This window comes from Nocardioides sp. LHD-245, from assembly GCF_030929495.1.
Lineage (GTDB): Bacteria > Actinomycetota > Actinomycetes > Propionibacteriales > Nocardioidaceae > Nocardioides.
Window position 1 is genome coordinate 256,655 of the sequence record NZ_JAVFWN010000001.1, and the last position, 21,559, is coordinate 278,213.

Genomic DNA, 21,559 nt, shown 5'->3' on the forward strand with positions numbered 1-21,559 from the left:
GCCTTTCGGACTGGGGGTGGGATCCGAGATCGGGGTGCGGCCGAGCACTCAGTGCCGGCCGCGGTGCCGGAGCTGGTTGACGACGGCTGCCACGAGCAGGACCACGCCGACCGATACCGACTGGTAGAAGGAGTCGATCTGGAGCAGGTTGATCCCGTTGGCGACGACGCCGAGAAGCAGGACGCCCAGCACCGTGCCGGCGACGGTGGCGTTGCCGCCGTGGAGCGCGGTGCCACCGATGACGACGGCGGCGACGACGGTCAGCTCGAGATGGAGGCCGGCGGTGCCGGGGCTGGCCGCGCCCAACCGCGAGAGCAGCATGATCCCGGCCAGGCCGGCCAGCATGCCGTTGGCGACGTAGAGCGCGACGGTGTGGCGGGGTACGGCGATGCCGCCGAGCCGCGCCGCGACGGCATTCCCGCCGATAGCGAGGGCGTCCCGGCCGAATCTCGTCCAGCGCAGCGTCGCGGCGGCGCCGGCGATCACCACGGCGGCGATGAGGAGCAGATAGGGGATCCCGAGGACCTCGCCGGTGCCGAGCTCGGTGAGGGCGCCCCCCGCCGAGACACTCTGTCCCTGCATCGCGATGAGGGCGGCGCCGTCCAGCACGGTCGCGGTCGCGAGGGTCGTGACGAAGGGCGCGACGTTGAAGACGGTGACGACCAGCCCGTTGACCAGCCCGAACACGGCCCCCAGGAGCACGCCGCAGATGCTGGCGACGACGACGTGGGCACCGCTCTCGAGGAGCCTGGCGACGACCGCGACGACGACGGCCACCTGGCTCCCCAGGGAGAAGTCGAGTCCTCCGGCGGCCATGAGGACCGTCAGCCCCGCCGCGAGCACGGCCATCACCGCGACCTGCCGCAGCACGTTGACGACGTTGGGCGTCGTCGCGAAGACCTCGGAGCGCAGCGAGAGGTAGAGGCAGATGAGGAGGAGCACCGCCGCCAGGCCGGCATGCCGGCCGAGCGCCGGGGGCAGCCGCAGGGTGGTGGTCCGGCTCAGACCGATGGAGTTCACTGAGAGCCTCCCAGGAGAAGGTGGGTGAGGGCGTCGTGGGTGAGGTCGTCGACGCGCCGCTCCGCGATCGCCCTGCCGGCGCGGACGACGACGACGCGGTCGGCGAGGCGCATGACCTCGTCGGTGTCGGAGCTGGTGAGGAGCACGGCGATGCCGGACTCGGCCAGGCTCTCGATGATCGTGTGGATCTCGGCCTTGGCCCGGACGTCGACGCCGCCGGTCGGATCCTCGAGCAGGCAGGCGCTCACCGCGGTCCCGGACAGCCACTTCGCGAGCAGGGCCTTCTGCTGGTTGCCGCCCGACAGGGCCGCGACCGGTGGGTTCGGTTGCAGGGTCACGACCCCGAACCGCGCGCGGGCCTCGCCCGCCGCGGCGCGGAGCTGTCGCCAGCGCATCAGCGGCCGGCGTGCTCTCGGGTGGAGTGCGGTGACGTTCTCGTCGACGCTGAGCTGCGGGACCAGTCCGGTCCCCAGGCGGTCGCCCGTGACGCACCGCAGGCCGGACCTCAGCGAGCTGCGGATCCGACGCGGACGGATCTGCTCGTCCCGGAGCGACACCTTGCCGTCGTACCCCGAGCGCATGCCGCTGAGGAAGGGGAACAGCTCCTCGTGGCCGTCGCCGGCCGGCCCGATGACGGCGACGATCTCACCGGCACCGACCGTCACGCTCAGGTCGGCGATCCGGCCCGGCTTGGCGAGACCCTCGATGCGGAGCACCGGCGTGTGCGCACGTGCGGGCCTCGGCGGCCGCTCGTTGACGACGGTCGTGCCGACCATGGCCGAGACGATCTCGGCGGCGGACGTGCTCGCCGTCTCGGCGGTCAGCACGACGTGGCCGTCGCGCAGGATCGTGACGTCGTCGCTGAGGTCGATCACCTCGTCGAGGTGATGGGAGATGTAGACGACGCTCGTCCCGCCCTCGGCGAGCTGGCGCACGAGCCGGTGGATGAGCGCCGCGTCGTGTCCTCCCAGTGAGGCGGTCGGCTCGTCCAGGATGAGGATCCGGCCGCCGCGGTGGGACTCCCGGGCGATCTCGACGAGGGTCGGGCTGCCTGGGCCGAGGGTGTCGACCGCCGTCTGCGGGTCGAGGTCCAGGTCCAGGTCGGCCAGCATCGACGCGGCCCGGTCGTGGACGTCTCGCCAGGCGACGACACGTCGCCGGCGAGGGAGCCGGCCGAGCATCAGGTTCTCGGCGACGCTGAGCGCGGGCACCAGGGTCCGGCGTTGGTAGACCGTGGCGATTCCGGCGGCCCGCGCGGCGCGCGGCCCCTGGTGTGTCAGCGGAGCCCCGTCCACCTCGATGACTCCCGAGTCCGCCGCGACGGCGCCGCTCAGGATCTGCACGAGGGTCGACTTCCCCGCTCCGTTCATGCCCAGGAGGGCGTGGATGCGGCCGGCCCGAGCGACGAAGTCGACGCCCCGGAGCGCCGTCGCCCCGCCGTAGGACTTGACGATCCCGCGCATCTGCAGGGTGGGCGTCGCCCGCGCCGGGGGACGGTCAGTCATGGTCCGCGTCCTGGTGGCTCGCCGGCGCCAGGCGCTGCGCGTGGGTGTACATCCGCCCGTGCGGAACCCCGAGGAGGACGAGCAGGTTGCGCAGCGCCACCGGGTTCATGCCGCGCTCACGAAGGTCGCTCGCGTCGAGCTCGAGGACCGATGCCCGCTCGGCGTCGTCGAGCGGGAAGCGGTCCATGACCGCGGCGGGATCGCTGCGGAAGCGCTCGAGGAGGCCGTCCTCGTGCTCGAGGGACCGGGCCAGCTTGGTCAGGCCCAGGACGCTCATGCCGCGACCTGCATCCTGACGACCCCGATCCCGATCGCCCAGTCCGGCATCGGCGCGTAGCCGAGCAGGTCGGCCGGCCCGCCGGCGCACGCCTGCGCCAGGACCCAGGTACGGATCTCGAGGGCACCGTTGCCGGCCTCCTCCAGGATCTGCTCGTCGCTCCACGTGAGTACCTCCTCGAGGTCGCCCCGCTGCAGGGTGTCGAGGAAGTGGCGGTCCCAGACGGCGTTGACCTGTCCGAACTGCGGGAGGCCCACCCAGTGCGACACGCCGCCGGTGGCGATGACAGCGACCGTGGTCTCGCCGGGCAGTCCCTCGATGGCCGCACGGAGACCGCGTCCGAGATCGCGACACCTGCCCAGAGGGGGCAGGGGCGGTGTGTTGCAGTTGACGAAGAACGGGACCACCGCCCGCTGCTCGAGCCCGAGCCGGAGGATCGGGACCATGAAGGAGTGGTCGAGCGGCATCTCCATCGCTCGCGCCACGTCGAATCCCGCGGCGACGAGCCGGTGGTGCAGCCCGTCGCTGGCCGAGGGGGAGCCGAGGACGGTCCCTCCGGGGTTGCCGTACTCGCCCCATGCCGGGTAACTCTCCGCGGAGCCGAGGCAGAAGATCGGGTAGTGCTCGAGACCGAACGTCTCGTAGTGGTCGGTCGCGACGACGACGACGACGTCGGGATCGGCCGCGGCGAGGTCCTGCGCCATGGTCTGCCAGGCGGACCTCAGGACGTCGTTGCGGTCCGGGTGGGCGTCGGGGTTCTTGATGATCGCCCCCACGTGGGAGGTCGCTCCGGCGTAGACGAGCCGTCCCATCAGAAGCTCACCTCCACGTCGTGCATGATCGGCGCGCCGCGGCGCGCGACGTCGGTCGTCAGCAGGGCACCGCAGCTCGGACAGGCGTACTGGCGGATCTCGAGCTCCGGATTGAGGCGGGTGGCGAGACTGACCTCGTGCACGTCGGTGATCACCCGGTGCCCCGCCCGGGCACGCCACGGGTCGGACAGGGACGACAGCACGCTCCCGCACCGGCACGCCGCGTAGGTGGCGCCGTCCGCCCCGCGCAGGACCTCGAGCGCCGCGCCCAGGGGCGCGACGCGCTCCAGCCCGCCTTCGGGGTGGGGCGTCGCCGCGGTGGCCGAGGGCCACGATCGCCGCTCCTGGCGCAGGTCCGCTCGACGCGCAGCTGTCGCGCGCTCGTCGACGCTGCCGTCGTCGGCGAGGACCGCGCCGTAGAGCCGCACCGCGGCCTGGGGAGACACCGCGCCGTGACGGATGTCCTCGGCGATCGCGGCGGCGGGACGGGCGAGCGGGTCACCCCAACCGCCGCCCGACTGGTGGATCGTGGAGAGGACGTCGCCGTTCTGGATCGCGAACGCACCCTGCCGGCCGTGCATCTCGGGACGCTCGCCCCCGATCTCGTCCAGGTCGGCGACGTGGCGGCCGGCGGCGAACTGCGCGATCACGTCGGAGCCCGAGATCAGCTCGCGGATGTTCTGGGTGCCGGGGAAGCCGCCGAAGATGCCGGTCGAGTTCGGGGCCTCCCATCCGTGACCGTTGCACATGGCCTTGAGCGCCGTACCGCGGTGCACGAGGAAGGTCGATCCCATGCTCTGACCGCCGCGGAACTCGCCCGCTCCACCGGAGTCGGTGACGAGGCGGCGCTCGAGGTAGAGCAACGGGGTCTCCAGCTCCATGTCCTCGGCGTTGGAGATCCGCTGGCGCTCGATGTTGTGCTGACCCTGCGTCCAGACCCCGTCGCGGTGCGCGTAGGCACCGCCGCCGGTCGCGAGGCAGTCGAGGATGACGTGGGTGAACGGGTCGCCGTGCGCGGTGCACCCGCTGAGGACGAACTGGTCGGGCCCGCCGGCCGGCGCCGCCTGGGCCTCGCCGATCAGCTCGTCGGAGCATGCCACCAGCTTGGACAGGGCCTCGATGGCCGTCATCTCAACCAGCCACCCCGCCTCGAGGGCGCCGCCGGAGACGGCGGCCGGCCGCGTGGCGTTGCAGATCAGGCCCTCGGGAGCGTACACCTCGACCGGCTGGAAGAGGCCTTCGTTCCACGGGGCGTCGTAGGCGAGGGTGGGCAGCAGCGCCGCGTTGATCCCGGCCATCAGGCCGGCGGACGTGCAGTTGATGTAGCCCTCGACCTGGGGCGAGGACCCCGAATAGTCGAAGTGCAGGCGATCGTCGGTCTTGGTGAGAACGAGGTCGACCTCGTAGAGCTGGTCGAGGCCGCCGTCGTTGTCGAGGTAGGCGGTGCTGCGGACCACGGCGTCGGGCAGCTCGCGGAGGCGGTTCCGCAGGCGCCGGTCGGAGAGGTCGATCAGGCCCGCCATGACGGCCTTGACGGTCTCCACGCCGTAGCGCTGCGCCAGCTGGCCCATGGCGCGCACGGCGGTGTTGTTCGCCCCGATGAGGCCGCGTAGGTCGAGGTTGACGGCGGGGGCCGCTCGGGTGTGGGCCATGATCAGGTTCCACACGTCGGTGCGGATGCGGCCGTCCTCGACGAGCTTGGTCGGCGGGAGCTGCAAGCCCTCCTGATAGCACTCGGTCGCGTCATTGCAGAAGCTGCCCGGTCGTGAGCCGCCGACGTCGGGCATGTGGCACATGGCGCCGGCCCACGCGATGAGCTCGCCGTCGAAGAAGATCGGCGCGACGACGCCCATGTCCTGGGCGTGGATGGAGCCCTTCCACGGGTTGTTGACGACGAACATGTCGCCGGGATCGATCCCGGGGTCCTCCGCGCAGTCCTCGATCACGTGGCGCGTGATGAGCGCCATCGACGCCGAGTGCAACAGGATCGTGCGACCCATCGCCGCGACGGAGCCGTCGGGCAGGTAGAGCCCGACGTTGAAGTCGTTGGCGTTGACCACGTGGGGGGAGCCGGAGATGGCGGCGAGCGTCGCGCCCTGCTCGTCGGTGATGGCCAGCAACCGGTGCCGGATGACCTCGAAGGTGACGGGGTCCACGTCGTGGCTGACCGCGGTGCGCCGGTCGACGTCCGGGGTGGGGGTGTCGGTGGCCATCAGTTTCCCTTGCAGTTGATGATGATGTTGGCGTTGGCGTCGACGGCCAGCTCCTGGCCGGGACCGACGACGATCGTGGTGCCCTCGAACTCCAGGACGGCGGGCCCGACCAGCTGGGCGCCGGGGCCGACCAGCTCGCCGCGGTGGACCGGGACCTCGACCCGCCCGACCTCGGCGAACACCACCTGGCGGGTCCCGATGCCGGCGGCGTCGAGGCTGCCGGCATCGACCGGCGCGGACGGCGCCAGGGACTCGACCGTGGCCCGCCCTTCGACCCGCAGGGTGTTGAGCTCCAACCCGGCGCTGCGCAGCGCGGTGCCCTTGCCGTAGATCCGCTCGTAGGTCTCGAAGAACTCCTCGACGACGGCGCGCATCACCTCGACCGTCACGTCGCCGTCCGGCAGGACGATGGGGAGCTCGTGGGTCTGGCGCCGGAACTTCAGGTGGACCGAGCGCACGAAGCGCACCCCCGGCGCGTCGTCGAGGTCGGCGTGGACGCGGCCGATCAGGTCCTGCAGCGTCGACGTCAGCCGCTTGAGGTCGAAGGCGCTCGCGGGGTCGGCCGTGCCCGGGGGCGTGCGTTGCAGGTCGGTCGCCTGCAGGGCGCGGAACCGGTCGGCGGTGACCGTGCCGTACGCCGAGTGCACGGTGGAGGTCGGCGGCACGACCAGGGTGTTGATGCCGGCGGCCTGGGTGTAGGCGCAGGCATGGGTGGGGCCGGCGCCGCCGTAGGCGAAGACGACGAAGTCGCGCGGGTCGCGCCCCTGCTCGACCGTCACCTTGCGCAGTAGGTCGGCCATCTGGTTGTCGGCGACCGTGCGGATGCCGAGCGCGGCCTCCTCGACGCTCATGCCCAGCGGCTCGGCGATGTGCAGCCGGATGGCCTCCTCGGCGAGGTGCTCGTCCAGCTTCATCCGACCACCGAGGAAGTAGTCGGGGTCGATGATGCCGAGGACGACGTCGGCGTCGGTGACGGTGGGACGCTGGCCGCCACGGCCGTAGCAGGCCGGGCCCGGGACCGATCCGGCGCTCTCGGGGCCGACGACGAGTGCGCCGACCTCGTCGACCCAGGCGATCGAGCCGCCCCCGGCTCCGATGGCGGTGACCTTGATCCGTGGAATCGCCAGGTGGTAGTTGCCCACCTCGCTCTGGCGCTCGACCAACGGTTCGCCGTCCAGGATCAGGCCGACGTCGAAGCTCGTCCCGCCCATGTCGCTCGTGATCACGTTCGAGTGGCCCATGGCCGCGGCGAGCCTCGCCGTCGCGAGGACCCCACCCGCCGGGCCTGAGGTCAGCAGCGAGGCGGCGCGTCGCGCGGCGTCTCCGGCGCGCATGACACCACCTCCCGAGTCCATGACCGAGAGCTCACCCACGAAGCCGGTCTCGTGGAGGCGACCTTCGAGGTTCTCCATGTAGTCGCGGATGACGGGACCGAGATAGGAGTTCACGACCGTCGTGGCGGTCCGCTCGTACTCGCCGATCACGGGGGAGATCTCGTGCGAGAGGGTCAGGTAGACCTCCGGCCACTCCTTCTCGACGATCTCGCGCACCCGAAGCTCGGCTCGCGGGTTGAGGAAGGACCACAGGAAGGAGGTGGCCAGTGCCTGTACGCCGGCCGCCCGCAGCCGTCGGAGTGCGGAGCGGACCTCGGCCTCGTCGAGGGTGACCAGCACGGTGCCGCCGGCGTCGACCCGCTCGGGGATCTCGGCGATGGCGTCGCGGTCGACGATCGGGTCGGGGTTGCGGCGGCGGCTGTAGTGGCCGGTCGCGGCGCCCAGCCCGACCCAGGAGGTCATGGAGCGCTGGATGAGCATCGTGTCGGCGAACCCGGCGGTGGTGAGCAGCCCGGTCGCGGCGCCCTTGCGCTCGATCAGCGCGTTGGTGGCGGCGGTCGTTCCGTGCGCGAAGTAGCGGATGTCGGAGGCGAACTGAGCCAGTGGCCTGCCGACGGAGGCGGCCGCGAGCTCGAGGGCGTCGATGATGCCCTCGGAGCGATCGTGCGGGGTCGTCGGCGACTTGAACAGGCGCGGACGGTGGCCGCTCTCGAGGAGCACGAGGTCGGTGAACGTGCCTCCGATGTCGGTACCGATGAGGTAACCGTCGGCGGGCGTGGCGGAAGGGCTCAAGGCGGCTTCTCTCGTGGTCGGGAAAGTGCTGCCCAACCCTGAGATCGGGGTGACCTGTGACACAAGGCACATTCCGCACCACGGAAAGTTCGGCCCGACTATGCCGAAACTGCGGGCCTCAGACCTCGCGCGGCCTCCTTGCCCCTCGGGCCCGGTACCGGCCTCGAGCTCGAGCTCGAGGAACGGTCAGGCGCCCGGAACCGGGAGTCGGACCGTCGCGTCCAGCGCGAGCGCGAGCTCGCGCCCCTTCGTCTCGAAGTGCCGGCGGAAGTAGCCGGTGTGCTCGTCGTGCTCGTGGAAGTGGTGCGGGGTCAGCACCGCCGAGAACACCGGCACGTCGGTCTCGAGCTGCACCCGCATCAGCGCGTCGACGACCGACGACGCGACGAAATCGTGCCGGTAGATGCCGCCGTCGACGACCAGGGCCGCCGCCGCGACACCGGCGTACCGGCCGGACAGGGCGAGGCGGCGTACCTGCAGTGGGATCTCGAACGCGCCGGGCACGTGCACCACGTCGACCGCGTAGCCGCGCTGCTCGAGCTCGGAGCCGAAGGTGGCGACGGCGACGTCGACGATGTCGGCGTGCCAGCGGGCCGCGACGACGGCGACGGTGCGGCTGTGGGTGGGAGCGGCGGGTGACATGGACTCTCCTCTTCGCGTGTCACCCAGGGCGTGACGACGCGCGCGAGGCCCGTCGCGTTCTCTTCCGTCCGGACTGTGACCGTCGGCTCCGGAGTCGCACCGGATCTGCTGACCCGGACCGTCGGGGAGACCGGTCCGGCGCTCGCGGGCTCGGCCGCCCCGGATCCGCCGGGACGCCCTCACCGCCGGTGGGGAGTTCCACCCCGCCCTGAGAACGTACGGCAGCAGGGTAGCGCCCACGCCCGCCAGCGGCGGCGGCGTCCGCGGGCGGGTCAGCCGCCGACGCAGTCGTTCGAGCCCGAGTAGCAGGGCACGTAGTGCGGGTTCGGCGGAGGCGGGTCCTCGCGCAGCAGGTCGGCCCAGTCGACCGCAGGCACGGCGAACAGCACCGCCGACCCCAGTCCGGCGACCGCCACGACGGCGTGCCACCGGATCGCTCGCCGGGCCCGGCGCCGCACGGCCAGCGCCAGCGTGGTGGCGGCGGTCGTGGCCAGCACCGCCACGAGCACCCGGTAGAGGCGGATCGCGTCGGCGTCCGGGCCGCCGCACGCGCCGCCGATGCAGAAGTAGGCGCCGAACTGCAGGAGCGGCAGGAACAGGGCGATCCCGGCGGTCGCCGCCGAGGCCAGGGCCTCGACCAAGGTGGGCAGGAGAGCGGGGTGGTCGCGATCGGACAGCGCGGGACGGGGCATGGGGGTACGGTCGCGTCCGGCCGGGCCCGGCGCATGAGTACGCGGCCCCAGGCCGTGCAGGCGGTCCACGAGCCGGTCCGGGCCCGACCGGAACGGTCTCCGATGATTCCCCCGGCCCCGGGCCCCGCTTGTAGGGTGTCCTACGTCATGCGCGGGAGATCCCGACGATGCGCAGATGCGCCGCAGGACCCAGCTGTCACACGACACTCGAACCTCGAGGATCATTCATGGACTACAAGGTTGCTGACCTGAGCCTGGCCGAGTTCGGCCGCAAGGAGATCGAGCTCGCCGAGCACGAGATGCCCGGCCTGATGGCGATGCGTGCCCGCTACGGCGCCGACCAGCCGCTCAAGGGCGCCCGGGTCGCCGGTTCGCTGCACATGACCATCCAGACCGCCGTGCTCATCGAGACGCTGACCGCGCTCGGCGCCGACGTCCGCTGGGCCACCTGCAACATCTTCTCCACCCAGGACCACGCCGCGGCCGCTATCGTCGTCGGCAAGGACGGCACCGTCGACGCGCCCGCCGGCACGCCGGTCTTCGCCTGGAAGGGCGAGACGCTGGCGGAGTACTGGGACGAGGCCGAGAAGGTCTTCGACTTCACCGACGCCGACGGCAACAAGGTCGGCCCCAACATGCTCCTCGACGACGGCGGTGACATCACCCTGCTCGTCCACAAGGGCGTCGAGTTCGAGAAGGCCGGCGCCGTGCCCGGTCAGGACTCCACCGACAACGAGGAGTTCAAGGAGGTCCTCCGGGTCCTCGCCCGCTCGCTCGAGAACGACCCGCAGCGCTGGACCAACATCGCCAACGGGATCAAGGGCGTCACCGAGGAGACCACCACCGGTGTGCTCCGTCTCTACGACCGGTTCAAGGAGGGCTCGCTCCTCTTCCCGGCGATCAACGTCAACGACTCGGTCACCAAGTCGAAGTTCGACAACAAGTACGGCTGCCGCCACTCGCTGATCGACGGCATCAACCGCGGCACCGACGTCATGATCGCCGGCAAGACCGCGGTCGTGTGCGGCTACGGCGACGTCGGCAAGGGCTCCGCGGAGTCGTTGCGCGGCCAGGGCGCCCGCGTCGTGATCACCGAGATCGACCCGATCTGCGCGCTCCAGGCCGCGATGGACGGCTACGAGGTCAAGCGCCTCGAGTCGGTCGTCGAGACCGCGGACATCTTCATCACCACGACGGGCAACTTCGACATCATCCGGGTCGAGCACTTCGAGAAGATGAAGCACCAGGCCATCGTCGGCAACATCGGCCACTTCGACAACGAGATCGACATGGCCGGCCTGGCGAAGATCGAAGGCATCGTCAAGGACGAGATCAAGCCCCAGGTCCACCAGTGGATCTTCCCCGACGGGAAGAAGGTCATCGTGCTCTCCGAGGGCCGCCTGCTGAACCTCGGCAACGCGACCGGCCACCCGTCGTTCGTCATGTCGAACTCGTTCACCAACCAGGTCCTGGCGCAGGTCGAGCTCTTCACCAAGCTCGAGGAGTACCCGATCGGCGTGTACGTGCTGCCCAAGCACCTCGACGAGGAGGTCGCGCGGCTGCACCTCGACGCCATCGGCGTGGAGCTCACCGAGCTCACCCAGGCGCAGGCCGACTACCTCGGCGTCCCCGTCGAGGGTCCCTTCAAGTCGGACGCGTACCGGTACTAGGGCGCGAGCGCGTCGCCTGTCGAGGCGCACCGCACGGGCGCTCGCTGCGCTCGGCCCGCGGGTGCGCCTCGACGCGGCTTCGCCGCGGGCGCCGCGCTGCCGCGCACGCGGTCGCGTTGCGTAGGTCCAGGCTCGGCCTGGCGGCAAGACATGCGTGGCTGGCGGTCGGACGGACGTCGCGCCGCAAGGCTGACGTAGCGAAGCTGGTTGTTCGCGAGCCCCGCACCCTCTCAGGGTGCGGGGCTCACGGCGTTCTCCCGCCTAGGATTGCGCCATGACCCCGCCCACCAGCGCGCCGTACCCGACCAAGGGACGCGTCCTCGTCGTCGACGACGACGCGCCGCTGGCGGAGATGCTCGGCATCGTGCTGGGTCAGGAGGGCTTCGAGAGCCGGGTCTGCGCCCGCGGCGACCAGGCACTCGGCGCGTTCCGGGACTACCGGCCCGACCTGGTGCTGCTCGACCTGATGCTGCCGGGCAAGGACGGCATCGACGTGTGCAAGGAGATCCGCGCCGAGTCCGGGGTCCCGATCGTGATGCTGACGGCCAAGGGCGACACGGTCGACGTGGTCGTCGGGCTCGAGTCGGGAGCGGACGACTACGTCGTCAAGCCGTTCAAGCCCAAGGAGCTGGTCGCGCGGATCCGGGCCCGGGTACGCCGTACCGAGGCGGTGCCCCAGGAGACGCTCACCATCCGCGACGTCGAGATCGACGTGGCCGGTCATGCGGTGACCCGCGGCGGTCGCGAGATCTCGCTGACGCCGCTGGAGTTCGACCTGCTGCTCTGCCTGGCGCGCAAGCCGGGGCAGGTCTTCACCCGGCAGGTGCTCCTGGAGGAGGTCTGGGGCTACCAGCACGCCGCGGACACCCGCCTGGTCAATGTGCACGTGCAGCGCCTGCGGTCCAAGGTCGAGCACGACCCGGAACACCCCGAGATCGTGCTGACGGTGCGCGGTGTCGGCTACAAGGCCGGCGCCGGGTGAGCCCGCGGCGGCCGGAGCCGGCCGCCGCGTGCTTGCGGTGCTGCGCCGGTGCTGGGCGTGGCTGGCGCCACGGCTGCGCCGCGGGCTGACCTTCTGGCGTCGTTCGATCCAGGCCCGGGTCGTGGTCAGCACCGTCGTGCTGTCCGCGGTGGTGGTCAGTGGCGTCGGCTGGATCCTGCTCCAGCAGACCCGCGAGGGCCTGCTGCGCCACCGCGTCGACGTCGTCCTCGGGGAGGTGGACGCGGAGGTCAGCGACGCCCAGGGCCGCCTGGAGGCGGCGTCGGGACGCGAGGGCAACGCCGGGCGCCAGCAGCGCGACCTGGTCGACCCGATCATCGAGCGCGGCGACAGCCGCGGGTACGCCGTCGTGCTGGCCGGCCCCGAGGAGGAGGGCCCGCCGCTGCGGACCGGCGGCGGCGAGTACACCAGCGGCCTGGACCTGGCCAGTGTCCCCGTCACGCTCGAGGAGCACTTCGACGGCCCGCTCCGCGCGACGGCCTGGACCTACACCGAGATCGTCCGCTCGACCGGGACGGGGGCCGACGCCCGCACCACGAGCGAGCCCGGGATCGTCGTCGGATCGCAGGTGCAGCTGCCGTCGGACGGGCAGACCTACACGCTCTACTTCCTGTTCCCGCTCGCCGAGGAGCAGGACACCCTCAGCCTGGTGACCCGGGCCCTGCTGACCGCCGCGGTGCTGCTCCTGGTGCTGGTCGCGGGGGTGACCTGGCTGGTGACCCGGCAGGTGGTCAGCCCGATCCGGATGGCCCGCGAGGTCGCCGAGCGGCTCGCTGCCGGCCGGCTCCAAGAACGGCTCCAGGTGACCGGTGAGGACGACATCGCCCGCCTGGCCTACTCCTTCAACCAGATGGCGACCAGCCTGCAGCGCCAGATCCGCCAGCTGGAGGAGCTGAGCTGGGTCCAGCGCCGGTTCGTGTCCGACGTGTCCCACGAGCTGCGCACGCCGCTGACCACGGTCCGGATGGCCTCCGACGTGCTCCACGACGCCCGGGCGAGCTTCGACCCCGCCACGGCCCGCTCCGCCGAGCTGATGCAGGCCGAGCTCGACCGGTTCGAGAACCTGCTCGTGGACCTGCTGGAGATCAGCCGGTTCGACGCCGGCGCCGCCGTCCTCGCCACCGAGAACGTCAACCTCGGCGACCTGGTACGGCGGGTGGTCGACGCCGCGCGCCCGCTGGCCGACCAGCGCGGACTGCGGGTGCTCGTGGCGGAGCCGGACGTGCCGGTCCGGGCCGACGTCGACGTACGCCGCATCGAGCGGATCGTGCGGAACCTGGTCACCAACGCCATCGACCACGCCCTGGCCGACGACCCCACCGAAGCCGTCCTCGTGCGGCTCGCCTCGGACGACGAGTCGGCGGCGATCACGGTGCGCGACCACGGCATCGGCCTGGCACCGGGGGAGGCCTCGATGGTGTTCAACCGGTTCTGGCGCTCGGACCCGGCGCGCACCCGGACCAGCGGCGGCACCGGCCTGGGGCTCGCGATCGCCCAGGAGGACGCCCACCTGCACGGCGGCTGGCTGCAGGCGTGGGGGCGGACCGGTCAGGGCGCGCAGTTCCGGCTCACCGTGCCGCGGCACGCCGGCGGGACCCTGCGCCACAGCCCGCTGCCGCTGGTGCCCGAGGACGCCGCGTCGAGCGACACGGGGGCCGTGGTCGTGCGGGGCGGCGTCGTCGCGGGTCCGGAGGAGGGACGATGACGCCCGCCGCGCCGCACCGGATCGTCGCCCGGGTGAGCCCTGTGCTGGTCGCCGTGCTGGCCCTGGTCCTGTGCGGCTGCACCTCGCTGCCGACCTCCGGCCCGGTGGTCGAGGGTGGCGGCGCCGACCAGGGCGCCACCCGCCGCGCGAGCGACATCGACGCCCGTCCGCCGCTCTCGGGCGCGTCGCGGACCGAGGTCGTCGCCGGCTTCCTCGACGCGATGACGGCCTGGCCGGTGCAGACCAGCGTCGCCAAGGAGTACCTCACCGCCGAGGCCGCCGCGGCCTGGGATCCGGAGCGGGAGACGATCATCTACAGCGAATCGCTGCCCGTGCGGGAGAGCGCGGGCACGGTCTCGGTCCGGCTGACCGCCGCCGACCGGCTCGACTCGGTCGGCGCGTGGCAGGGGGCGGTGGCGACCGACGAGCTCACCCTGGGCTTCCGGGTCAGCATCGAGGACGGGCAGTACCGGATCGCGGACCCGCCGGACGCGCTCGTCGTACCGGCGGGGTGGTTCCGGCAGCGCCATCGACAGGTCTCGCTCTACTACTTCGACCCGATCGCGCAGATCCTCGTCCCCGAGCCCGTGTTCGTCCCCGAGGGCGACCAGCTCGCCACCAGCCTGGTCTCGGCCCTGCTCGCCGGGCCCCCGCCGCGGGCGCAGGGCGTGGTGCGCTCGTTCCTGCCGTCCGGGCTGACCATCGGCCTGTCCGTGCCGGTGGACGACGCCGGAGTCGCCGACATCGCCCTCGTGGGGGAGCCCCAGGCGATCACGGCCCAGCAGGCCGAGCTGATGCTCGCCCAGCTGGCGTGGACGCTGCGCCAGGATCCGTCGGTGACCGCGCTGCGGGTCAGCATCGACGGCACCGACCTGCCCCTGCCGGGCGGCGTCTCGCAGTACTCCGTCGAGGCGGCGGCGGTGCTCGGCCCTGCCGGTCCGGGCGGCGGCCGCACTCTCTTCGGGGTGAGCCAGGGCCGCCTGGTCACCGGCAACGTCGACGGCGGGCTGACGCCGGTCAGCGGCGTGTTCGGCGACGAGGGCGCGGGGCTGGACGCCGTGGCGGTCACCCTCGACAACCAGCAGGCGGCCGCGGTCGATCTCGACGGCGGCCGGGTCCGGCTGGCGCGGCTGCAGCGGTCGGCCGCCGAGCCGGCGGCGCAGACCCTGCTGTCCGGCGGCCGCTACGCCCGGCCGGCCTTCGACCACGCCGACCGGCTCTGGGTGCTGGAGCGGCGTCGCGAGGGAGCGGTGGTGTGGCTCTACGACGAGCAGGACGAGGACGTGGTGCGTGCCGTACGGGTGCCGGGGATCACCGGCACCCGCGCCCGCGGGCTGGTCGTGAGTCGCGACGGCACCCGCCTCGTGGGGATCGTCCGCTCCGCCGAGGGTGACCGGGTGGTGGGAGCCCGGGTCCTGATCGGCGGCCGGGGCCAGGTCCAGCGGGTCGGGCGGCCGTTCGTCGTCCGCGAGGCCGAGGGCAGCAATATCACCGACCTCGCCTGGAGCGGCCCGATCCGGCTGGGCCTGCTCACCGCGACCGCACCGGGCAAGCTCTACGAGGTGGACGTCGTCGCCGCCGACGGGGCCACCGTCGGGGTCGACGTCATGTCGACCATCGTCACCGGCAAGGTCCGTGGTCTCGCGGCCTCGCCGGTCGAGGACGCCCCGATGCTGGCCGTGTACGCCGACCAGTACGTCGACGTCGTCCGCCAGGAGCGGCACGCCTCCGACCCGGAGCTGACCCAGCTCGACTACGCCGGCTGACCCGCTTCTCCGCTGGCCGCTTCTCCACAGGTGCGCGCCACCCGCTTGCGGCGAGGAGTGCGGCGCTGCTGGGGTGGCGTGGGTGAGAACGCTGCCGCTCCTCGCCGACGGCTTCGTCGACCTGGTACTCGGCTCTCGTTGCGTGGGCTGCGAGCGGCCGGGGCGGCCGCTGTGCGACCGCTGCCGGGCGGCCCTGCCCGTGGAGGCGAGCCCGCGCCGGCCGACGCCGTGCCCCGACGGGCTGGTGCCGCCGTACGCGGCCGGCACCTACGACGGCGTCCTGCGTGCGCTCGTCCTCGCCCACAAGGAACGCCGGGTGCTCGCCCTCGCGGCGCCGCTCGGCGAGCTCCTGGCCGTGGCCGTGGCGGACGCCGCCGCCACGGCGGCGGGCCCGCTGGTCCTGGTGCCGGTGCCCTCCCGGGCCGCGACCGTGCGACAACGCGGCCACGACCCGACCCTGGTCATGACCCGTGCGGCCGCGCGGGTGCTGGGACCCCGCACCGTCACCGCGCCCCTGCTCCGCCTCCGGCCGGGCGTCATCGACCAGGCCGGCCTCGACGCGGCCGGCCGGGCCGCCAACCTGGCCGGCTCGATGACGGCTCCCGCGGCCGCCGTACGCCGCCTCGCCCGGCGCTGCCCCCGCGCTCACGTCGTCGTGTGCGACGACGTCCTCACCACCGGCGCCACCCTCCGCGAGGCGCAGCGCGCCCTCGAGGCCGCCGGGGTCCCCGTGCTCGCGGCGGCGGTGGTCGCGGCCACCCGGCGGAGGTCGGCCGGCGGCGGGAGTGGTGTCCCGGCGCTGAACTTCGGGTGAAGCCTTTCGTCGTCACCAGCGACGGACTAACGTCTGGTCATGGAGTCCGCCCGGGTCCGTGGTTGCGTCGCTCAGACCGGGCGCGAGCCCGGTCGGACGCGGCAAGCCGATGCCAGTCGCAGGCGAAACGGTCCACGTAAGCCGGCCCTCGGGCCGGTGATCACGGTGCGGCTTAGTCGTCAGTCCTGCCTCGGCCCGGACGTCAGATGCGTCCGGTCCCGGGAGAAGGCCGGTAGTGGCAACAAGCTGCGGAAGCCTCAGCAGGCGGGTGTGGGGACGAAGACCAGGTCGGCCGGGCGGGCTCCTTCTCCTGGCGCGAGCGTGTCGCATGTCGTGCTCGCCGCACGGTCCTCGCTTCGCTTCGGACCGCGGGCTTCGCACGACGCGGCTTCGCCGCCGTGCGACACGCTGCCGCGCGCGCGGTCGGGTTCGGTAGGTCCCGCCTTCGCGTGGCGGCAGGCCTTCGACGCGGCTTCGCCGCCGTGCGACACGCTGCCGCGCGCGCGGTCGGGTTCGGTAGGTCCCGCCTTTGCATGGCGGCAGGCCTTCGACGCGGCTTCGCCGCCGTGCGACACGCTGCCGCGCGCGCGGTCGGGTTCGGTAGGTCCCGCCTTCGCGGCAGCGGCCGGCACGAGCGCCGGGCAGTTCTGCCTTTTCCCTGCTGGTCGACAAGTGGGCCAGCACTCGCACTTCCTGCCGGGGCGGCAGGAGAAGCCATCACACCGAAATTCCCTTGGAGGTATCTGATGGATGTTGTGGTCACCGGACGGCACTGCGAGATCTCGGACCGGTTCCGGGAGCATGCCGCTGAGAAGCTCACCAAGCTGGAGAAGCACGATCACCGGATCATCCGGGTCCATGTGGAGGTGGACTGCGAACCCAACCCCCGCCAGCACGACCAGGCGGTGCACGTCGAGCTGACGGCCTTCTCCAAGGGGCCGGTGATCCGGGCCGAGGCCGCCGCCGACGACAAGATGGGTGCGCTCGACCTCGCCCTCGACAAGATGGCCGCGCAGATGCGCAAGGCGGCCGACCGGCGGCGGGTGCACCGCGGCCGTCGTACGCCGGTCTCGGTCGGCCGGGCCCTCTCCGACGTGCCGGCCACGGTGGTCGAGGAGGTCGAGGAGGAGGTCGCGATCGACCGCCAGGTCGGCCCGATCACGGTCACCGGCGACGGTCCGCTGGTAGTGCGGGAGAAGACGCACCCGGCGGCTCCGATGACTCTCGACCAGGCCCTCTACGAGATGGAGCTGGTCGGTCATGACTTCTACCTGTTCGTCGACAAGGAGAGCGAGCGGCCGGCCGTGGTCTACCGGCGCCGCGGCTACGACTACGGGGTCATCTCGCTCGACCTCGGGAGCAACGACGGCTGAAGCGTGGTCCGGACCGGCAGGCTCTCGGGAGGTCGTGTCATGATGCCGCAGTGGCGAGTGGGACTTCGCCGGCAACCGCAGCACCGGGTCCGCCCGTGAGCGAGCCGGTACGTGTGGTGGTGGTCGACGACCAGGAGCTCTTCCGGCGCGGGCTGACCATGCTCCTGGCCATCGAGGACGGCATCGAGGTCGTCGGCGAGGCGAGCAACGGCGTCGACGGCGTCGCGGTCGTCGTCGGCACCGCTCCCGACGTGGTGCTGCTGGACGTCCGGATGCCGAAGCAGTCCGGGATCGAGGCCTGCGTCGCCATCAAGGAAGCCGTCCCGACGACGAAGATCATCATGCTGACCATGTCCGACGACGAGACCGACCTCTACGAGGCGGTCAAGAGCGGCGCCTCGGGCTACCTCCTCAAGGACTCGTCCATCGAGGAGGTGGCCCAGGGCGTCCGCGTCGTCGCCGACGGCCAGTCGCTGATCAGCCCGTCGATGGCCGCCAAGCTGATCGACGAGTTCAAGACGATGTCCAAGCCCGACCGCTCGACGGGCCAGGCCCTCAAGCTCACCGAACGTGAGCTGGAGGTGCTCCGCTTCGTCGCCCGCGGCCTCAGCAACCGCGACGTCGCGGCCCAGCTGGCCATCAGCGAGAACACCGTCAAGAACCACGTCCGCAACATCTTGGAGAAGCTCCAGCTGCACTCGCGGATGGAGGCGGTCATGTACGCCGTGCGCGCCAAGCTGGTCGAGCTGGAGTAGCCCCGGGCGACGCCGGGCTGTCGGCGCCGGCTCCTAGGGTGGCCCCGTGCCCACCACGCAGTCGCTGTCGCTCCCGCAGGCCCGCCGGATCGCGTTGGCGGCGCAGGGCTTCCTCGACCCCGCCCACACGGCCCCGACCCTGCGCACCTTCGACCGCACCCTGGCCCGCATCGGCGTGCTCCAGGTCGACAGCGTCAACGTGCTGCAGCGCGCGCACTTCATGCCGCTGTACTCCCGGATGGGCGCCTACGACGTCGACCTGCTCCGCCGGGCGGCCAGCGGGCGCCGGCGGCGGGTGGTGGAGTACTGGGCCCATGTGCAGGCGTTCATGCCTGTCGAGCTGTGGCCCGCCATGCGCCACCGGATGGCCGACTACCGCGCCCGGCGCGGCAAGTGGTTCGCGGTCGACGAGGGCGACGTGCTGGAGGGGGCGCTGCTCGCCGAGATCACCGAGCGCGGGGCCAGCACCGCCCGCGAGCTCGACGACGGGCTGCCCCGGTCGAAGGACCACTGGGGCTGGAACTGGTCACGCACCCGGCGGATGCTCGACTACCTCTACATGACCGGCGCGCTCGCCATCGCCGACCGCACCAGCCAGTTCGAGATCCGCTACGACCTGCCCGAGCGGGTCCTGCCCGCGACCGTGCTCGACGCCCCGGAGCTTCCGGCGGCTCAGGCCCACGTCGAGCTGGTCCGCCGTGCGGCGCGGTCCCACGGCGTCGCGTCGGCCCACTGCCTGGCCGACTACTACCGGATCCGGGTGGGCGAGGCGCGGGTCGCGATCGACGAGCTGGTCGCCGCCGGCGAGCTCGAGCCGGTCGTCGTGCAGGGCTGGCGGCGCCCGGCGTACCTCCACCGCGACGCGCGCCTTCCGCGCCGGGTCGGCGCCCGGGCCCTGCTGAGCCCCTTCGACCCGGTGGTGTGGGAGCGCGACCGGGGGGAGGCGCTGTTCGACTTCTTCTACCGCATCGAGATCTACACCCCGGCCGAGCGGCGGGTGCACGGCTACTACGTGCTCCCGTTCCTCCTGGGCGACCGGATCGTCGGACGGGTCGACCTCAAGGCCGACCGCCCGACGTCCCGCCTCCTCGTGCAGTCGGCCTGGGCGGAGCCGCACGCGCCGGCCGAGACCGCGGCCGAGCTCGCCGCCGAGCTCGCGCGGCTCGCCGGCTGGCTCGGCCTGGCGGAGGTCGTCGTCGGGCCGAAGGGCGATCTCGCCCCCGCGCTCGCGGTCGAGGCGCGGCGCGGCGCACCACCCGAATTCGTCGTTGATCGGCCCGATTCGCGACGAATCCGGTAGGTGCGTGGTTCCCCGGTCAGGTGTAGAGCCGCTCCAGCACGTCGGCGTACTTGGCGTGTACGACGCGCCGCTTGAGCTTGAGGGTCGGGGTCAGCTCCTCCGACTCCGCCGTCCACTCCACCGGGAGCAGCTCCCAGGCCTTGACCTGCTCGGGCCGGGAGAGCCGCTCGTTGGTGGCGTCGACGGACTGCTGGGCGACGGCGAGCATGGCGGGGTGCTGGGCGAGCTCGGCCAGCGACGTGCCGGTGGGGATCCCGAGCTGGGCGGCGACCAGGGGCGCGATCTCGGCGTCGAGCGTGAGCATCGCGACGACGTACGGGCGGCCCTCGCCGAAGACGAGCGCGTGACCGACGATCGGGCTCTCCTTGAGGTGGTTCTCGATGTTGGAGGGCGCGATGTTCTTGCCGGAGGAGGTGATGATCATCTCCTTCTTCCTGTCGACGACCTTGAGGAAGCCGTCCTCGTCGAGCTCGCCGATGTCGCCGGTGTGGACCCAGCCGTCGGCGTCGATGAGCGCGGCCGTCGCGTCCGGCTGTCGGTAGTAGCCCTGCGAGACGACCGGGCCGCGGGCCAGGATCTCGCCGTCCTCGCCGAGCGTGATCTCGATGCCGGGCAGCGCCCGGCCGACCGTGCCGAGGCGGAACTGGTCGGGGCCGCAGGACGTGACGGCCGCACAGGTCTCGGTCATGCCGTAGACGTCGTAGATGCGCATGCCGAGACCGGCGAAGAACCTCGCGACCTCGAGCGGCATCGGCGCCGCGGCGGAGGCAGCCCACTCGCAGCGGTCCAGGCCGAGGAGGGCGCGGAGGAAGGCCAGCAGTCCGGCGTCGGCAGCCTGGAAGCGGGCCTCGAGGTCGGGAGAGATGCTGCCGCCGGCCTGCTGCGCCTCGACGTACTCGAGGCCGATCGCGAGCGCGCCCTCCACCTGCGCCCTCTTCTCCGGGTCGGTCTCGGCGGCGAGCTTGGCGGAGATGCCGGTCTTGATCTTCTCCCACACCCGCGGGACGCCGAAGAAGCGCGTCGGATGGACCTCGCCGAGGGCGCCGAGCAGCAGTGCCGGGTCGGCGATCAGGTGGATGTGGGCGCCGTTGACCTGGGGGATGTACATGCCGAGGGTGCGCTCCGCGATGTGCGCGAACGGCAGATAGGAGATGAAGTCGTTGTGCCCGGTCGTCGCGGCGACCCGCAGCGAGCATGCGCACTCGTAGAGCACCGCGTGGTGGGTGAGCACGACGCCTTTGGGGTTCCCGGTCGTGCCCGACGTGTAGAGGATCGTCAGTGGGTCGTCGGGTGCGATCCCGGCCGCGCGAGCCTCGAGCTCGGCCGCGTGCTCAGCCCGCCACGCCGCCCCGGACGCGGCGAAGGCGTCCCAGGTGACGAACCTGTCGTCGCCGGCGGGCGGCTCGGCGTCGATGAGGACGATCGTCCGCAGCGAGTCCGACGCGCCGAGGGCGCGCTCCCACCGGGCGAGGTGGTCGGCGTTCTCGAGGACGGCGACGGTGGGCTCTGCGTGCCCGGCGACGTAGGCGACCTGGTCGGGGGAGAGCGTGTTGTAGACCGACATGGAGACCGCGGCGGCGTGGACCGCGCCGAGGTCGGCGACGACGTGCTCGATCCGGTTGCTCGCCATCAGCGCGACCCGGTCGCCGGGCCGGACACCGGCGGCCACGAGCGCGCCCGCGACGTCGAGCGCCTGTTCGCGCAGCGTGGCCCAGCCGACGGTGCGCCAGCCGGGCGCGTAGCCGGCGGACAGGTCGACGCCGACCTTGTCGGAGTACGCCGGGCGCTCGCCCTCCGCCGCGACGGTGCGAGCCAGCGCGGCGGGCAGGGTGAGGCCGGCGATCTCCTGCTCGATCTCGGCACGGATCGCCAGGGTGTCGGTGCTCATC

Annotated in this window: 17 protein-coding genes and 1 riboswitch; of the genes, 8 read left to right on the plus strand and 9 right to left on the minus strand. The window is 72.3% G+C overall.

The features are described 5' to 3' along the window. Positions 1 to 48 precede the first annotated feature (48 nt). The 8 genes from RB608_RS01215 to RB608_RS01250 form a co-directional block, all read right to left on the minus strand. Positions 49 to 1,020, minus strand: coding sequence for an ABC transporter permease (locus RB608_RS01215; RefSeq protein ID WP_308085952.1), 972 nt, complete (start codon positions 1,018 to 1,020; stop codon positions 49 to 51). Next, complete coding sequence (locus RB608_RS01220; protein ID WP_308085953.1) at positions 1,017 to 2,525, minus strand: sugar ABC transporter ATP-binding protein; 1,509 nt, start codon at positions 2,523 to 2,525, stop codon at positions 1,017 to 1,019. The genes RB608_RS01215 and RB608_RS01220 overlap by 4 nt, the downstream gene beginning before the upstream one ends. Continuing rightward, complete coding sequence (locus RB608_RS01225) at positions 2,518 to 2,802, minus strand: hypothetical protein (RefSeq protein WP_308085954.1); 285 nt, start codon at positions 2,800 to 2,802, stop codon at positions 2,518 to 2,520. The genes RB608_RS01220 and RB608_RS01225 overlap by 8 nt, the downstream gene beginning before the upstream one ends. Next, positions 2,799 to 3,614 (minus strand): hypothetical protein, encoded by an 816-nt coding sequence (locus tag RB608_RS01230; protein WP_308085955.1) that lies wholly within the window; start codon positions 3,612 to 3,614, stop codon positions 2,799 to 2,801. The genes RB608_RS01225 and RB608_RS01230 overlap by 4 nt, the downstream gene beginning before the upstream one ends. Then, entirely contained in the window at positions 3,614 to 5,827 is a 2,214-nt protein-coding gene (locus RB608_RS01235; RefSeq protein ID WP_308085956.1) for a hydantoinase B/oxoprolinase family protein, read from the minus strand. The genes RB608_RS01230 and RB608_RS01235 overlap by 1 nt, the downstream gene beginning before the upstream one ends. Continuing rightward, positions 5,827 to 7,953, minus strand: coding sequence for a hydantoinase/oxoprolinase family protein (locus RB608_RS01240; RefSeq protein ID WP_308085957.1), 2,127 nt, complete (start codon positions 7,951 to 7,953; stop codon positions 5,827 to 5,829). The genes RB608_RS01235 and RB608_RS01240 overlap by 1 nt, the downstream gene beginning before the upstream one ends. 186 nt (positions 7,954 to 8,139) lie before the next feature. Continuing rightward, the gene (locus RB608_RS01245; protein WP_308085958.1) at positions 8,140 to 8,595 is read right to left on the minus strand and encodes a 6,7-dimethyl-8-ribityllumazine synthase; all 456 of its coding nucleotides are present in this window, start codon (positions 8,593 to 8,595) and stop codon (positions 8,140 to 8,142) included. A gap of 52 nt (positions 8,596 to 8,647) precedes the next feature. Beyond that, positions 8,648 to 8,815, minus strand: a riboswitch (FMN riboswitch). 52 nt (positions 8,816 to 8,867) lie between these two features. Continuing rightward, entirely contained in the window at positions 8,868 to 9,287 is a 420-nt protein-coding gene (locus RB608_RS01250) for a DUF6234 family protein (RefSeq protein ID WP_308085959.1), read from the minus strand. A 227-nt stretch (positions 9,288 to 9,514) separates the two neighbouring features. Between RB608_RS01250 and ahcY the strand changes: the two genes are divergently transcribed. The 8 genes from ahcY (at position 9,515) to RB608_RS01290 (ending at position 19,670) form a co-directional block, all read left to right on the plus strand. Then, on the plus strand, positions 9,515 to 10,957 hold the full coding sequence (gene ahcY, locus RB608_RS01255) for an adenosylhomocysteinase (protein WP_308085960.1): 1,443 nt from the start codon (positions 9,515 to 9,517) through the stop codon (positions 10,955 to 10,957). A 274-nt stretch (positions 10,958 to 11,231) separates the two neighbouring features. Next, positions 11,232 to 11,939, plus strand: a complete 708-nt coding sequence (gene mtrA / locus RB608_RS01260; RefSeq protein WP_308085961.1) for an MtrAB system response regulator MtrA — start codon at positions 11,232 to 11,234, stop codon at positions 11,937 to 11,939. A 28-nt stretch (positions 11,940 to 11,967) separates the two neighbouring features. Next, positions 11,968 to 13,662 (plus strand): MtrAB system histidine kinase MtrB, encoded by a 1,695-nt coding sequence (mtrB, locus tag RB608_RS01265; protein ID WP_308085962.1) that lies wholly within the window; start codon positions 11,968 to 11,970, stop codon positions 13,660 to 13,662. Next, positions 13,659 to 15,428: an LpqB family beta-propeller domain-containing protein gene (locus tag RB608_RS01270; RefSeq protein WP_308085963.1), complete on the plus strand. Its 1,770-nt coding sequence runs from the start codon at positions 13,659 to 13,661 to the stop codon at positions 15,426 to 15,428. The genes mtrB and RB608_RS01270 overlap by 4 nt, the downstream gene beginning before the upstream one ends. An 82-nt stretch (positions 15,429 to 15,510) precedes the next feature. Continuing rightward, positions 15,511 to 16,242, plus strand: a complete 732-nt coding sequence (locus RB608_RS01275; RefSeq protein WP_308085964.1) for a phosphoribosyltransferase family protein — start codon at positions 15,511 to 15,513, stop codon at positions 16,240 to 16,242. A gap of 746 nt (positions 16,243 to 16,988) precedes the next feature. Further along, positions 16,989 to 17,615 (plus strand): ribosome hibernation-promoting factor, HPF/YfiA family, encoded by a 627-nt coding sequence (hpf, locus tag RB608_RS01280; RefSeq protein ID WP_308085965.1) that lies wholly within the window; start codon positions 16,989 to 16,991, stop codon positions 17,613 to 17,615. Between the two features lie 95 nt (positions 17,616 to 17,710). Beyond that, positions 17,711 to 18,370, plus strand: a complete 660-nt coding sequence (locus RB608_RS01285) for a response regulator transcription factor (protein ID WP_308085966.1) — start codon at positions 17,711 to 17,713, stop codon at positions 18,368 to 18,370. A gap of 46 nt (positions 18,371 to 18,416) precedes the next feature. Continuing rightward, positions 18,417 to 19,670, plus strand: a complete 1,254-nt coding sequence (locus tag RB608_RS01290) for a DNA glycosylase AlkZ-like family protein (RefSeq protein ID WP_308085967.1) — start codon at positions 18,417 to 18,419, stop codon at positions 19,668 to 19,670. Positions 19,671 to 19,686: 16 nt separating this feature from the next. Here RB608_RS01290 and RB608_RS01295 read toward each other — a convergent pair whose 3' ends face one another. Next, entirely contained in the window at positions 19,687 to 21,558 is a 1,872-nt protein-coding gene (locus RB608_RS01295; RefSeq protein WP_308085968.1) for an AMP-dependent synthetase/ligase, read from the minus strand. Between the last annotated feature and the right edge of the window lies 1 nt (position 21,559).